14 protein-coding genes are annotated in these 15024 nt (G+C 63.6%); 5 read left to right on the forward strand and 9 right to left on the reverse strand.

Going from position 1 to position 15024, the window contains the following annotated elements; translation table 11 throughout:
* Positions 1-70: 70 nt before the first annotated feature.
* The 3 genes from ACN50D_RS18915 to ACN50D_RS18925 form a co-directional block, all read right to left on the reverse strand.
* Complete coding sequence (locus tag ACN50D_RS18915; RefSeq protein ID WP_007734497.1) at positions 71-409, reverse strand: DUF6802 family protein; 339 nt, start codon at positions 407-409, stop codon at positions 71-73.
* A gap of 134 nt (positions 410-543) precedes the next feature.
* Positions 544-1695 carry a hypothetical protein gene (locus tag ACN50D_RS18920; RefSeq protein ID WP_231782974.1) on the reverse strand — a complete coding sequence of 384 codons (1152 nt, stop codon included), beginning with the start codon at positions 1693-1695 and terminating at the stop codon, positions 544-546.
* Between the two features lie 181 nt (positions 1696-1876).
* Entirely contained in the window at positions 1877-2773 is an 897-nt protein-coding gene (locus ACN50D_RS18925) for a GTPase domain-containing protein (RefSeq protein ID WP_007734494.1), read from the reverse strand.
* A gap of 199 nt (positions 2774-2972) precedes the next feature.
* Between ACN50D_RS18925 and trmB the strand changes: the two genes are divergently transcribed.
* The 3 genes from trmB to ACN50D_RS18940 are packed head-to-tail and all read left to right on the forward strand — an operon-like array spanning position 2973 to position 7385.
* Positions 2973-3731 (forward strand): tRNA (guanosine(46)-N7)-methyltransferase TrmB, encoded by a 759-nt coding sequence (gene trmB / locus ACN50D_RS18930; RefSeq protein ID WP_007734493.1) that lies wholly within the window; start codon positions 2973-2975, stop codon positions 3729-3731.
* Positions 3728-4435: an NYN domain-containing protein gene (locus tag ACN50D_RS18935; protein ID WP_003945733.1), complete on the forward strand. Its 708-nt coding sequence runs from the start codon at positions 3728-3730 to the stop codon at positions 4433-4435. The genes trmB and ACN50D_RS18935 overlap by 4 nt, the downstream gene beginning before the upstream one ends.
* 10 nt (positions 4436-4445) lie before the next feature.
* Positions 4446-7385, forward strand: a complete 2940-nt coding sequence (locus tag ACN50D_RS18940; protein ID WP_007734492.1) for an MMPL family transporter — start codon at positions 4446-4448, stop codon at positions 7383-7385.
* Here ACN50D_RS18940 and ACN50D_RS18945 read toward each other — a convergent pair.
* Positions 7360-9222: a DUF2339 domain-containing protein gene (locus ACN50D_RS18945; RefSeq protein ID WP_211921556.1), complete on the reverse strand. Its 1863-nt coding sequence runs from the start codon at positions 9220-9222 to the stop codon at positions 7360-7362. The genes ACN50D_RS18940 and ACN50D_RS18945 overlap by 26 nt on opposite strands.
* Positions 9223-9343: 121 nt before the next feature.
* Positions 9344-9916: a TetR/AcrR family transcriptional regulator gene (locus ACN50D_RS18950; RefSeq protein WP_042920278.1), complete on the reverse strand. Its 573-nt coding sequence runs from the start codon at positions 9914-9916 to the stop codon at positions 9344-9346.
* Positions 9917-10068: 152 nt separating this feature from the next.
* On the opposite strand from ACN50D_RS18950, the gene ACN50D_RS18955 reads away from it, so the two are divergent.
* Together ACN50D_RS18955 and ACN50D_RS18960 are read left to right on the forward strand one after the other, a co-directional pair.
* Positions 10069-10596: a cupin domain-containing protein gene (locus ACN50D_RS18955; protein ID WP_211921554.1), complete on the forward strand. Its 528-nt coding sequence runs from the start codon at positions 10069-10071 to the stop codon at positions 10594-10596.
* A 35-nt stretch (positions 10597-10631) separates the two neighbouring features.
* Positions 10632-11084 carry a MaoC family dehydratase gene (locus ACN50D_RS18960; protein ID WP_003945664.1) on the forward strand — a complete coding sequence of 151 codons (453 nt, stop codon included), beginning with the start codon at positions 10632-10634 and terminating at the stop codon, positions 11082-11084.
* Positions 11085-11088: 4 nt separating this feature from the next.
* Here the strand turns inward: ACN50D_RS18960 and ACN50D_RS18965 are convergent, their stop codons facing one another.
* The 4 genes from ACN50D_RS18965 to ACN50D_RS18980 are packed head-to-tail and all read right to left on the reverse strand — an operon-like array spanning position 11089 to position 14881.
* Positions 11089-11808 carry a DUF1707 SHOCT-like domain-containing protein gene (locus ACN50D_RS18965; protein WP_007734485.1) on the reverse strand — a complete coding sequence of 240 codons (720 nt, stop codon included), beginning with the start codon at positions 11806-11808 and terminating at the stop codon, positions 11089-11091.
* A gap of 17 nt (positions 11809-11825) precedes the next feature.
* The gene (locus ACN50D_RS18970) at positions 11826-12458 is read right to left on the reverse strand and encodes a response regulator (protein ID WP_047269712.1); all 633 of its coding nucleotides are present in this window, start codon (positions 12456-12458) and stop codon (positions 11826-11828) included.
* Positions 12459-12486: 28 nt separating this feature from the next.
* A complete protein-coding gene (gene macS, locus ACN50D_RS18975) occupies positions 12487-13710 on the reverse strand; it encodes a MacS family sensor histidine kinase (RefSeq protein ID WP_007734482.1) in 1224 nt (407 codons plus the stop codon).
* Positions 13703-14881, reverse strand: coding sequence for an AI-2E family transporter (locus ACN50D_RS18980; RefSeq protein WP_007734480.1), 1179 nt, complete (start codon positions 14879-14881; stop codon positions 13703-13705). Before ACN50D_RS18980 ends, macS begins: the two co-directional genes overlap by 8 nt.
* Between the last annotated feature and the right edge of the window lie 143 nt (positions 14882-15024).

The following is a 15024-nucleotide window of genomic DNA, read 5'->3' on the forward strand; positions in this document are numbered from 1 at the left end:
GTCACAGAAACGATTCAGTTGGTGTGTTCAGGTGCCTACCCGGCGCTCAGAGCACATAAACGGAAGCTTTTCAGAGCGCTCCGGCATCGATTTTCTGCCAGACGAGGGCGCCTTCGTCGTCTCGACTGCATTCCCAGGCCGAGTAGTCGCCGTCCGAGTCGATCATCGTGAGGCGATCGGCGCTACCGTCGCGATCGAAATCGGACACGATCACGACGGCGTCGTCGGAGTGGACGACACGGCTGTCGACCGTTCCGTCACCGTCCAAGTCGAAGGCGTCGAAGTTCAGGTCGCCGGCATCGACCGGTCCCGACGCGGGCCCGAAGGCCTCGGGCTCGATACGCCCAGGATCGAGCGCTTCGGCTTCGTGCCCGTCGATGTGTCCGGCCGTGATCAGAAATGCGTCCATTACTCCCCCTACTGGATGGTGACCTACTGCTTCGGCAACCCCTACCGAAACCGTCCGCTCAGTATTACCAGACCCCGACGATCAGTCGAGGCCGAAATTGCGGCACTGTGGAGAACTCTGCACTCGCGGAATGATCAGTAGGCGGCGTTCAAAACGGCGAGGTCGCGCTCGCACGACGCGAGCTGACCCGATCTGGCCGCGGCGAGCTCACGAAGTTCACCGTCGATCTCCACGATTCGGGCCTGCGCCGACGCCACCTGCTCGCGGCTCTCCGCCATGATCGCCGCTCCCAGATCCGCCTCGGCCTCGAGCAGAACACTCTGGACTCGCTGCTCCCACTGTGCGCGAACCGTCGACATCGATTCGACGATCCACGACCTGGAGTAGGCACGATCCGCCGTCAGCCCGCGAGTTCGCGCCAACCACCACGCCGCGGCGCCACCCAGAATCAACGTCACGGGGATACTTGCGAACTCCAAGGCCGGAATCATTTCCAGCGGAGTCACTGCGATACGGCCGAGGCCGAGACCCGCGGACGCGCCGACAAGAATTGTCACCCGGTCCTCGTTTCCGCGCTGACGGCGCGGCGGGCCCTCCGGAATCCGTGGGGAAGGCATGTATCCGGTCGTGCCCGCCACTTCCACCGCTGCCGCCATCGCGGCGTCGAACACCCGGGTGTGGTGGTCGACCTCGTGCTGCAGTCGCGTCGGCACGCTGCCCAATTCGGCTCGCGAGGCCGTGTCGACCCATGCACGTGCCCCGGCGACCGTCGCCCGGGTTGCCTCGGCGATTTGTTGTGACAGATCCCCGCGCGCTCGTTGCAGTCGGCTTCGCACCTGCACCAGGCGTTCGCCTCGCCGGCCGTCACGGTCTGCGAGCAGCTGCGATCGCTCTGCCCGCAGTTCGGCACCAGGAACACCGTCACGTAGATTCCGGATCTCCATCTCGATCATCCGGCGCGTCTGTGCGATGACTCCGGAATCCGAACCACCTGCTTCCCTCTCCCGTGCCGCCCGGCTCACGACCGCAACGAGCGACTGCTCCTGACCAGGCGCAATCGGGACCACGGGAGCCTGCGCAAAAGCGGTGCAGTGCGAAGCGAGAATCTCGGCATCACGCCGGCGCACCGCCTGCCAGTCTCGATAGACGTCGACGCGGGTCAGCGCCACCACCACCGGGGTTCCGCTCGCCGCAGCGTCGCCGAGGAGAAGGAGATCCTCGCGTCCGATCACACTGGCGGCATCGACGACCAGAAGTACGACGTCGGCGTCCACCTCGCGTGTCACTGACGAACAATCATCCGAAGCATCGAACATCTGCGCGACGTCTTCCCGTCCACCCCTTGGTGGACCGACAACGTAAATGCGAGTGCCCCTGCATGTTTCGGCGGCGACCTGGCGACCCGGATCGGATGCCGGATTCCATCGCTGCACCACGCGCAGCACCGAATCCGGAAGTACCGAAACGCTATTCATCGGTCACCGCCGGGGCAGAGCGATCGCCTCCGAGCTGCGCCCACCGACGCACATACCCGCGTCGAATCAGTGAGACCCTTTGTTGCGGACACTGTTCCGACTCGTCCACGAGCTCGCCCCACCACCGGCTGCACGTGCCCGCGTCGTCAGCGGTACGAGGATCGGGAGGCTCGCCTTGACGCAGGGCTCGAATTTCGGGGCTCATCATCGCCGCCGCAGCGCCGAACAACACCGCGGAGTCCGAACTCAGATACAACTCGATCTCGTCCCTGCCCGCAATGCTGCGCGAGGCAGATCGCCTCAGCGCCGGGCCGATCTGCTCGACCCGGCCCCACCACTGCGCCTCCAGAACAGGTCCGAGAGCCGCGAACAACTCTTCGACGCCGCGCCCGGTCAGTGTCTCCACCGGAACCGTGGGCACGCCGACGTTCTCCGAGATTTCCGCCGCCCGTCCCAGCGCCTCGTCCCAGCGCGGACCGAACAAGTCAGCCTTGTTCGCAGCGACGACCACACGATCGGAAACTCGAGCAATGGCTCGGCCGTCGACGTCGCGGACCGCGTCGACCACCACGTAGACAACGCAACGACGACCCAGATCGGGGTTCGACGTTCCAGGGACATCGAATGCCCTCGACTCGGTCACCACAACCGGTGCGCCGACAACTCTGCGCGAGAACCGGTCGTCGCGCCCCAGGATCCGCGCCAACGACGACCGCCCCACCCCGGCTCGCCCGGCGACCACCAATTCGAGCGGCGCTGTCAGCGATCCGAGCACCGAGTGAACCGCCTCGGCGGCTCCCGAATCGATCGATGTCAGCCGATATGCCAGAGCGCGCAACTGATCGATCGGCTCCACGCAGGCGTCGTCGATCGATTCTGCGGGCAACATTCGTGACCAATTACTGCATGCAAATCCTGTGTTCATCCCCACCCCACGTCCCCATCGTGTCGGTGGGATTCTGTCAGGTTCTCGGCAAGGACGGCAGGTGACACCGCCCTTTCGCCGACAGTCCGAAGTCGACGGTTTCAGGACTTTCCGTGGAAAGTCTCAACTCAAACTTCAGACCCGTCTGCGCTAAACGGGGGTCATGCGTGACAATGGGTTCGTGAACGAAGCCGATCAGCATGCACCGCAGACCCCTGACACGGGGCAGACGGACCACACCAAGGGGTCCCGTCTCCATCCGAGAGTGACCAGCTTTCGCTCTCGCCGGGGTGCGCTGACCGACGCACAGCAGCAGGCTTGGGACCGTCAGTGGCCGCTCATCGGCGCCGACGTCTCGGACACACCGCTCGACGCGAACGCATGGTTCGGACGCGAAGCACCCCTGATCATCGAGATCGGTTCGGGTACCGGCACCGCGACGGCCGCAATGGCCAAGGCGGAACCGCACGTGAACCTGATCGCGATCGAGGTGTACCGCCCCGGGCTCGCGCAGCTTCTCCAGCAGGTCGAACGCGAAGAAATTCCCAACGTCCGCGTACTGCGCGGTGACGCGATGGACGTACTCGAGAACATGGTCGCCCCCGAGTCCCTGACGGGCGTCCGGGTGTTCTTCCCGGATCCGTGGCCCAAGGCCCGCCATCACAAGCGTCGCCTCCTGCAGGGGCCGACGTTCTCGCTGATCGCCAACCGCCTCAAGCCCGGCGGAGTCCTGCACGTGGCAACCGATCACGCCGAGTACGCCGAATGGATCGAAGAAGCCGGCAATGCCGAGCCGCTGCTGACCGCACTCGACTGGGAGTCTCCGATGACCCACGAGCGTCCGGTCACCAAGTTCGAGGACAAAGCCCATAAGGTCGGAAGTGCAATCACCGAGCTTATATGGGGGAAGATCAGAGCATGAGCGTCAGCGAACAGCTATCCGACGACGTGACGTCGTCGGAATCTCCTCTCGACTTCGGTCGTGACTCCCGCCACCCCAAGCGGGTGCTTCTGGTCTGGGACGCCCCTAACCTCGACATGGGCCTCGGCGCTATCCTCGGTGGCCGGCCTACCGCCGCCTACCGGCCACGATTCGACGCTTTGGGTCGTTGGCTGCTCTCTCGCACCGCCGAACTGTCCGCACAGAACAGCGGCACGCTCGAGCCTGAAGCGACCGTCTTCACCAACATCGCGTCCGGCAGCGCCGACGTCGTTCGTCCTTGGGTCGAAGCCTTGCGTAACGTGGGTTTCGCGGTGTTCGCCAAGCCGAAGGTCGATGAAGACAGCGATGTCGATTCGGACATGCTCGAGCACATCGCGCTCCGGTACGGCGAGGGCCTCGCCGGAATCATGGTCGCGTCCGCCGACGGCCAAGCGTTCCGCGAACCTCTCGAGGACATCGCAGCAACCGGTATCCCGGTCCAGGTTCTCGGGTTCCGTGAACACGCCAGCTGGGCTGTGTCGTCCGATATCTTGGACTTCGTCGATCTCGAGGACATCCCAGGTGTCTTCCGTGAGCCTCTGCCACGGGTAAGCCTGGACACCCTGCCCGACGAGGGCGCCTGGTTGCAGCCGTTCCGACCGCTTTCTGCCCTGCTCATCGGGCGAAAAAGTGTTGCCGAGTAGGAGTTGATCAGTGTTCGCCAGCTGGGGAAGCATCGTCTATCGAGCCCGCTTCACCGTCATCGCTGTCATGGTGGCGGGGCTCCTCGGGCTCGCTGCGTACGGCCTGAGCCTGCAGGATCATCTCAGCCAGAGCGGCTGGGACGATCCGGGGTCGGAATCGGTAGAGGCTGCCAAACTCGCTGACGGCACGTTCGGACGCAGCACGACGGGTGACGTTCTGGCGCTGTACACGGCGCCGGAGGGCAAGACCGTCGACGACCCCGAGTTCCAAGCGAAGGTCATCGACAATCTGCAGCGACTCGTCGCCGACAACCCCGACCAGATCATGAAGATCAACGGCTCGTACTTCAAGGTCGACAACGGTCTCTCGGTGGCGGCCCTGGCGGACAAGACCAAGCAACACGCGGTCACCAGCATCGCGATCGCCGGAGACAACGACACCGCGGTGTCCAACAACTTCCGCGACGTCGAGTCGCAGTTCTACATCGACGGCGTCGACGTGCAACTCGCCGGCCTGCAACCTGTCGCGAATTCGCTCAACGACACGATGGCCAACGACATCAAGCGCATGGAAATGCTCGCGATTCCTGCTGTCGGTGTCCTGCTGTTCTTCGTCTTCGGTGGCGTCGTCGCTGCTGCCCTCCCGTTGATCGTCGGCGGTCTGACCGTCATCGGCGCCAACGGCATCATTCGACTGATCACCAACTTCACCGAGGTCAACGCGTTTGTTGCGCCCGTGGTCTCTCTGGTCGGCCTGGGTCTCGCGATCGACTACGGACTGTTCATCGTCAGCCGTTTCCGAGAAGAGATAGCCGAGGGGTACGACACCCCGACCGCAGTACGCCGAACGGTCATGACGGCGGGTAGAACGGTCATGTTCTCGGCGACCATGGTTGCCGTCAGCCTTGGCGGTCTGCTGTTGTTCCCGCAGGGCTTCCTCAAATCGGTGGCTTACGGCGCCATTGCTGCCGTCATGCTTGCCGCGATCTCGTCCATCACGATTCTTCCCGCGATTCTCGGCATTCTCGGCAAGCGGATCGACGCGCTGACCTTCAAGAAGCTGCGCCAGACCAAGACCAACGAGGAAATCGAGAACGGTTTCTGGGGCAAGCTCACCCGCTGGGTCATGCAGCATCCGCTCAAGGTCGCGGTCCCGATCGTCGCGGCTCTACTGCTGATGATCATTCCGCTGACGGGCATCAAGTTCGGCGGTATCAACGAGACGTACCTGCCCCCGGACAGCCCCACGCGTGTCGCGCAGGCGCAGTTCGACGAACTCTTCCCCGGCAATCGCACCGAGCCCGTTCGACTCGTCATCGAGGGAGCCGACAACACCACCCTCGGTCAGATTTCCAAGACCGCAAATGCTGCGCCGGGTCTGGTCGAGAAGTTCACCCCGGAGGTTGCGACGAAGGACGGTGTCAACGTCCTCAAGGCCGGTCTGACGGAGCGGAACGAGGCACGTCCCACCATCGACTATCTGCGGTCCGCGGACTGGCCCGAGGGCACAACTGTGCTGGTCGGCGGTACTCCGGCCATCGAGCAGGACAGCGTCGACGCATTGCTCGATCGTCTGCCGCTGATGGTCGTATCCGTCATCCTGCTGACGACCTTGCTGATGTTCTTGACGTTCGGCTCGCTCGTCCTGCCCATCAAGGCCGCATTGATGAGCGCGCTCGGACTGGGTTCGACGCTCGGAATCCTGACCTGGATCTTCATCGACGGGCACGGTTCCGGTCTCTTGAACTTCACGCCGGGACCGATCATGTCTCCCGTCCTGGTGTTGATCATCGCGATCGTCTACGGCCTGTCGACCGACTACGAAGTGTTCCTGCTCTCCCGCATGGTCGAAGCGCGCGCGCAGGGCGCGAGTACTACCGAATCCATCCGTATCGGCACGGCACATACCGGCCGGATCATCACCGCTGCCGCACTGATTCTGATCGTGGTCACCGGCGCATTCGGCCTGTCCGATCTGGTGATGATGAAATACATCTCCTACGGCATGATCTCCGCGCTGATCATCGACGCGACTCTCATCCGAATGTTCCTGGTCCCCGCGACCATGAAACTGCTCGGCGACGACTGCTGGTGGGCTCCGGCCTGGATGAAGCGGATCCAGCAGAAGATCGGGCTGGGCGAGCCGATCCTCGACAACGAGCTGGTACTCGCGAACGTCCCGCAGATCGCGCCTGTCGGTGCGATCGCCGGACCGGGGCAGCCGCGCAAGATCGAAGCGGCCTCGCGGGTCATGCCGCCGCCTGCCCCGGCTGCACAGCCGGAAAGCGGACCTCGCGTTCCCGATCCTCTCACCGAGCCCATTCCGCTCAGCGAAATGGCGATCAAGGCACCCAACACGGAGGCTCCCGCCGCGGAGAAGCCGGCACCGCGACGTCGTCTCGATATCGGGAGTGCAGCCAGCGCCCCCCAGAACCTGATCGAGGCACCTGTACCCAATCCCTCGTACCGGCCGCAACCGAATGCCAGCGACAAGCGCAGAAACCCCACGCCCGCTGCGCCGGCCGAGCGTCCCATCGAGAGTTGGTTGTCGGACCTGCGGGCCCGGGAACAGACTCCCCCGGCCTCACGTCCACTGCCGGTGGTCCGGACGCCTTCGCGGACAAACGGTTCGGCGACCAACGGTGCTGCCAGCAGCAGTTCAGGCTCCAACGGCGCGAGCCGGAACGGCTCCGCAAACGGTGCTACCAACGGCTCTGCAACAAACGGTTCAGCCCCGACCTCGGTGGAGGCGACCCCCCAGTCGCCGCCTCCACCGACCGCTCCGGAGCGTCGTAACGGGGTTTTCACGGATTCGCCTTCGCCTACCAACGAGCCCCGAGTCTCGGACGCCACCCCTGACGGCGACGACAACGCCACCGGCAGGCACCGGCCTGACGACGCAGGCGCCATCAGCGTGAGCGAGCTCATCGCTCGCCAGAAGCGAAGCTGACCTGCTCCTGCTCCTGCTTGGCGAAGGCTCGTGCATAACGTGTCCCGACCAGCAGGAGCAGCAAGCCGACCACCAGGAAGGCAACGCTGCGCACCAGCCCACTGAGTGTGGCCAGGTCGAAGAGGAACAGCTTTGCCACGGCCGCACTGGTGAGAGCAAGCCCGGCTCCGAGCAAGACGCGAGCGTGCTGGCGGTTGTTCAATCCGAGCACCAGCGCTGACGTGGCGGCAAGCATCCACACGATGGTTGCAACGCTGTGCCCGGCAACGAAACCGGTTGCACTGTCGAAAATTTCGACGCCGGATGAGACGAGCGCGCACGTCACCGCGTAGAGGACACCGAACCCTGCGGCCGCCCATAGAACCGCTGCATTCGAATCGGCGATCAACTTCAGTCGGTGAATCGCCCAGACCAGCATCACCAGCGCGCCTATCGCCGTCAGGCTCGAGAGTGCCGTGATCGCACCGAGTTGCCTGGACGCGGCGCGAGCGGTCGTCAACGCTTCCGGCGGAACCGTCGTGAGGTATCCGATCGATCCGATTGCCGCAAAGGCGGTTCCGAGTGCGAAGACGAAGCGCGAACCCGCATACAGCGAGACTCCGAGGAAGATCATTCCGACCGTGAGGATCAGCGGTACGACCAGAGATTCAGTCGCCCCGGAGAAGCAGCAGAGCAACAATGCGAGGGCGCCGGTTGCGCCCAGTCCGAATCGCAGTTGCGTCGGCAAAGGCTTGGCCGCCGCTGCAGCCGAAAGAAGTAGTGCCGCAGCAATTCCGTACAGCACTGCGGATTCGGTGCGCCCGAGCACGGCTCCGACGCTCATCAGCGGAAGGGACGAGACAACAAAGGTAGCGGTGGACCACGCCCCTGCAATGCCGTCACGCGAGGGCGAACCCGTCCACTGCATAACCATCGCGCAGCCGGCCCCCACGATTGCAACCACGCCGGCACTGACCACCAATTGCACTGCACTGTTACCGGATTCGTCAAAGATGGACTCCGACGCTATCGCTGCGAGCAGTGCGAGAACCACCGGTACGGTGCGCGCCATGCCCAGGTACTTCCAGTCACGACCGAGCTGGGCGGAGAATGTCGCCGACTGGATCGCGAAGAGGAAACCGATGAGGGTCAACGATATTCCCGACGTCAACACGGGAGCCAGCAGCGCTGCTCCCAGAACGATCATGAGCGCCAGCGATTCGGAATGCCACTTCACGGCGAGGGCAACGCCGGCGGCGGCGATTCCGAAGGCAATCACCACCGCGAGCGGTGTCGTCACCCAACCGTAGAGAACGGAGGCTGCGACGACATCGAGATACATCCCTGCAAAACCTGTGGCAGCCAGGGCAATTGCCCCCACTTTGCCCCCTGGTCGTCCGTGGACCCGCACCCCGGCAGACACCAAGGCGCCGGAAAGGAGCGCACCGCCGAGCACCCGCAGCGGAGGTCCGAAGAATCCGGCCTGCGCTGCAAGTACCAGCAGCATCACGACGCCGATCAGTGTGACGGCAACACCGGCCGCGGCCAGGAGTCGACTGATGACACCGTCGCGTTGCCACCAGGGCTGGCGAGGTGCGGCAGCCGGATACGTCGGCGGCTGCCACGCGGGCACGCTCTGCTGAGGACGCATTGGCGGCATCTGCGGCACCTGTGGCACCGGAGCTGCGGGTGCCGGAACTACCGGCATGGGCGGGGTCGCAGTAGCCGAGGCCAGCTGAGTCTGCAGGATCGACAGGTTCTGGCCCATGTGACGCAACTGCCGGCCGATGCTGTCGCACTCGGCCGAGAGGGCGGTCACCAGTCGCGGATCGACGGCGGAAGAGCTCGGTGTGGTCATGGCTTCGAGCTTGCTGCGTGGCCGAACCGATCAGATGAGTAGTACTACTCGATCAGCCTGAGGACTTCTCGTACTCAACTGAGGACACCTTCGACTGACTGCATCATCGACTGACAGGGCACTAACGCCGAGGTGCCGCGTTCCGCAATCGTTCGGACAGAAGCCGACCCGAAGTGTGAAGCGGAGCGGGATCCTGACGCGCCCGAGCAAGGACCAGCGCGCCCTCGAGTGCGGACAGAGCGAGAATTGCCTCGGACTCGGCGTCTTCGCGGGACCAACCGTCTGCCTCGAGGCGCTGAGCCAGCAGTGCGAGCCACGAGTTGTACCCGTCCGCACAAGCACCGCGGATGACCTCGGATTCGGTTGCGGCATCCAGTGTTGCCGTAGCCAGGGCGCATCCACGTTCGTAGTCCGAATCCGACAAACGCGCAGCCAATGCGGCGGCGAATGCCGAGATCGCGGTGGCTGCATCGGGTGAGCTCTCCAGCAGGTGCCGGATGAAATCGGCCATTGCCTCGCCACGTCGTCTCAGAGCCTCGCCTGCGAGTTCTTCCTTGCCGCCGGGAAAGTGAAAGTACAAGGAACCTTTGGTAGTCGCACTAGCCGAGAGAACTTCCGACACACCCGTTCCGGCGTAGCCCTTCCGCTGCAACAGATCGGCAGCGGCATCGACCAACAAATCCCTCGTAGACATACGTTCAATATACCGATCAGTACACATATCGACAACAGTTGAAGTGCATAAATTGTCAAAACCTTGCATCACTAGACCGATTGGTACATGATTCGGGAATCAACAAACCGGAGCGCGGCCAACGACGCTCACGACGACGAAGGACTGAATCGATGTCACCGAATTCCCCGAACAACACCACCACGACCGTCCTCGGACCGGACGAAGACCTCGCCGGGACCCTCGCGGCCACCGGCGTCCGGATGATGGTTCGTAACAAACAAACCGAGGGAGGTTTCTCTCTTGTACAACACCGCATCGCTCCGCATTCGATGACCTCACCGGTCCATCGCCACAGCCGGGAAGACGAGTACACGGTGGTTCAAAGTGGCCGCGTCGCAGCGATGGTCGGAGACGAGGTCGTCTACGCGGAGACCGGCGCCATGATCTTCAAACCGCGTGGCCAGTGGCACGCCGTGTGGAATCCCGACGACGCTCCAGCGCGGATTCTCGAAATCATCACGCCCGGAGGAATGGAAGACCTGTTCGAACTGATGACGAAACTACTGGCCGAAGCAGGTTCCGCCGCGGAATCGGTTGCAGCGCGGGTAGAAGCAGACTTCGGGATCGAATTCGATCTCGTTGCCACCGCCGAGATCGCACAGACACACGGTGTGGGATTCGGCATCGAAAGTCACTGACCGACTGTCAGCACCTACCGATCGAAGGAAGATTCATGCTTGTACTCACCGGAGCAGAAGACCTCAGCGCCAACCTGAACCAAGAGCTGGGCGTCAGCGACTGGCACGATGTCACCCAGGAGTCCATCGACGAGTTCGCCCGGGTCACCGGCGACGATCAGTGGATTCACGTCGATGTGGATCGCGCGAAGGAGTCACCGTTCGGCGGAACCATCGCGCACGGCAACTACACGCTCTCACTCGGCCCCAAGTTCTCGTACGCAATGTTCTCGCTCGAAGGTTTTGCGTTTGCTCTCAACTGCGGATTCGACAAGGTCAGGTTGCCTGCTCCGCTTCCGGTCGGCTCTCGTGTCCGCATGCGCGCGACGTTGAGCAAAGTCGAACCGATCAACGGCGGTGTCCAGATCACGGTGACGCAGACGTTCGAACGAGAACACGGTGACAAGCCCGTGTGCGTCGCCGAGATGTTGACCCGCGCGTATCACTGAAAGGTCAGGAGCCGAACATCTTTCGGATCGTGGTACCGAAGGGATGCTTCGCGGTGACACTGCCGAATCGCACCTTGCCGTGCACCACCAGATGCAGCGGGCCCATCTGTGGGCCGGACCGAACCTTGTTCGACGCGCTTCCCCCGACTGCCTCGACACCGTTCATGTCCACCGTCGCCTCTTCGGGAACGATCAGTGAAATCGAGCTGGCGTAGTCGTCGATCGAGATGTTCACGACCTGCGTCTGCATCACCGCACGCGTGAAATCGATAGTCACACTGGACATTCTGGTGTCGACCACGACAGCTGGTGGAACGATCCAGGCACCGTTCCGCGTCACCGTCGCCATTCGTCCACGGATCACGGCAGCATTTGCCGCTCCGTAAGTACCTACAACCGGAGCCCCGACGGGAGCGCGGTAAGGCGGGCTCGGGTGAACCGGCGGCGGTTGGGGTTGGTACGTCGGCGCCGGGTAGGGCTGGCCTTGGTACATCGGCTGACCCGCATTGGGATACGCGGGTGGGTCGTAGTCGGAGATCAGTGTGATGCCCGGAAGATCGGCGAGAACCGAGTTGAGCTCACCTCGTGTCTTTGCGGCCAAGGCAGTGTCCATGCGCTCGGTGAACTCACCGAGCGAGAGCATCCCTTGACCGACAGCTTTCTGCAGCAGCTCGCCGACATGCTCTCGTTCGGCATCGGATACGCGTAGATTCCTGGCCTCCATGATTTCCAGGATAAACGTTATTCGAGACCTTGTTCTATCGCGTATCGCGTGAGCTCGACGCGATTGGCCAACTGAAGCTTCCGAAGCGTTGCCTGCACATGGTTTTCGACGGTCCGGTGGCTGAGCGAGAGCCTCGTGGCGATCTGTTTTGCGCTCAGCCCCTTGGCGACAAGACGGAGCACTTCGGTCTCACGGTCGGTGAGCCGAGGCAGCTCGGGTGCGCGATCGTCGGCCGGTGCCGTCGACATCCGGCGGTACTCACCGAGCACCAATCCGGCGAGGCCGGGGGTGAAGACGGCTTGTCCGTCGAAAGTCGCTCGCACGGCCTCGAGCAGTTCCGCCACCGAAGCACTCTTGACCAGGTAACCCGACGCTCCGGCTTTGACCGCGTCGAGGACGTCGTCACGTTCGGCAGAGGCCGAAAGCACCAGTACCTTGCTCTTCGGCGAAACCTCGAGAACTGCGGTGGTGGCGTCGGCACCGTTTCCGTCCGGCAGGTTCATGTCCATCAGAACCACCGCCGGTTGCACGGCGGCGGCCCGGCGGCGCGCACTCTCGACACCCTCCGCCGTGGCGCTCACGGTGAAGCCGGCAGCTTCGAGGTCCCGGGAGACACCGTCGCGCCACATCGGGTGATCGTCGACGACCATCACCGTCACCGGATTCTCGCCATGTTCGTCAGCCGCGCTCACTTTTCCCCTTCGGAACGTTGATCTCCCATTCGGTGCCCTCCCCCGGCCCGGTTTGCAGTACTGCAGTGCCGCCGAGCACCTGCACTCGGCCGAGAATGGACTTCGATACTCCCATGCGGCCTTCGGCTTCGGCCTGCGCCAAGCGACCCTCGGGGATTCCGACGCCGTCGTCGCGGATGCTGACGATCACCTCGTCCGGCAAATCTTCGAGCAATACGTATGCCTTCGCCGCGGGCCCGGCGTGCAGCCCGACATTGGACAGAGCATTGTCGACGATGGCTGCCAGTTCGATGGCTCGATCACGCTCGATCACGACGGGGTGCGCGGGCGTCGACACCGACACTGACGTGCTTGCCTGCGTGGTCAGCAGCGGACACAGATCCACTGTCTGTCCGCCGACGTCTGCCGCGGCGCCCGAAACCTGCTCGGAGATCAGCATTCTCAAGGCGACCTCCTGCTCACCGGCCAGAGCAGCCAGTTCAGCTGCCTCGCCGCCGAGTGCCGCACCTCGCCTGCGCACCATCGCCAGCACCTGCAGAACGCCGTCGTGTACTTCGCGTGCCAAACGCTCGCGCTCTTCGGTGGCCGCCGCCAGACGGACGGCTTGCTCGAGTTGTCGATGCGAGCGCCGAGCGGTGGTGGTGGCCAAGCCCAACGCCAGGCCGACCGATACGAGCACGGGAGCCGTCGCATCGCGCCAGAGGTCCAGGTTGACCTGGTCGCGGATGATCGCGCTGGCCGCCGAGATGACAACTCCGGACGCCATACCGAGCCACGGCCCGCCGAGAATTGCCGCGGAGATGACCGCGTTGGTGGCCCACAGCGTGGTGGGCAGCGTCTGGTGATTCTGATACCACTCGTGGTCGGAGACCAGCCTCGTCGACGCCATCAGCAAGATGACGACCACCTGATCGGCGATCACCACCTGATACCGCGGCAGCTTCTTCCCGAACAAAGCACCGGATGTCCCGAGCAACAGTGCCGACACCCCGGTCCACACGGCCATCAGAGCGACGAAGAACCAGCTGAGCCGAGAGTTGGTGTAGTCGGAGGCCGAGGCGAACTGGTAGCTGATCGCGTACACCAGCGTGACGAGCCGAAATGCCTGCGCCGCCCGCCACAGCGGGGCATCAGGGTCGGTGTCGACGCCCGACGCCTCGCGAACGGTCGGCTGATAGTGCAGCCGACGACGGCGGGTGGGCTCAGTCATCGGGAGGAGTGGGGTTCACGATGCGAGGCTCGGCGCGCGGCTCGTCGGGTTCGGCGGGGAACAGTGGGGTTTCCGGATCTTCGACGTGCAGTTCGGCGTACGCGATGTCCGGGTCGTCGGCGAGGAGGGAACGAATAGCGGTATTCAGGACCGCGACGATCGGAACAGCCAAGAGCCCGCCGACGATTCCAGCGAGAACGATGCCCGTTGTAATGGCGAGAACGACTGCCAGCGGATGCAGGCGAACAGCGCGACCCAACAACAGCGGTTGCATCACGTGCGCTTCGAGCTGCATGACGCCGATGATGATGCCGAGGACAATCAGCGCCGTCAGGAAACCCTTCGTGACCAGAGCGACAAGCACCGCGAGAAAACCGGTCAGAAATGCACCGACGATCGGAATGAACGCGCCGATGAACACCAACGACGCCAGCGGCAGGGCGAGCGGCACCCCGAGGATCGCCAGGCCGGCACCGATACCGATCGCGTCGGCGGCGGCAACCGCGACCGTGGCGCGCACGTAGCCGATCAGCGACCCGAAACCTGCAGAACCGGCGATCCGTACGCGACGACGCGCGTCGGTGGGAACTATCCGGGTGACGAACTGCCAGATCTGATCGCCGCCGTAGAGGAAGAAGATGAGAGTGAACAGCGTCAGCAATGCCCCGGTGAAGATCTCGCCGATGACTGTCGCCGTGGTCAAAGCGCCGCTGGTCAGGGACTCACGATTGGATTGCACCGACTTGACGACCGAATCACCTGCCTGGCGGATCTGATCCTCGCTGAAGTGCAGCGGACCGCTGGTGAGCCAGTTCTGAATTTGCGTGACGCTGGCCGTGAACTGGTCGGTGAGCTGGGGCAACCCGTCGATGAACTGCTCGACGACAAACGTCATGATTCCCGCGACCAGCCCGATCGAGGCAAGCAGAACGACGATGACGGCTGCCGAGCGGGGAACACCCCACACCTGTAGCCGATCGACAATCGGGATCAGCAGAGCTGATGCCAGCAGAGCCAGCCCCACCGGGATGAGCACGGTTTCGAGGCGGAGTACGACGTACCCGAGAACCAACAGTCCGGCGAAGATCACAATGAGGCGCCACGACCATTCCGCAGCGATGCGCACGCCGGGATGCACCGCCCGAGCGTCGGCGGAGATGGGTTTGTTCATCCTCGATGCTCGCTCCGCACGCCCCCTGTTTGCGTTCACATCGCGAGCCTAACCGGCCCGGCCGACACAGGTGAGCGGACGAATAATCGGACGCGCGTACCAACACTTCGACCTCTGCCAGCTAAATTGAACCCTGTGCGGGC

The sequence above is a fragment of the Rhodococcus sp. SB1D genome, from assembly GCF_048573875.1.
GTDB classification, from domain to species: domain Bacteria; phylum Actinomycetota; class Actinomycetes; order Mycobacteriales; family Mycobacteriaceae; genus Rhodococcus_F; species Rhodococcus_F qingshengii.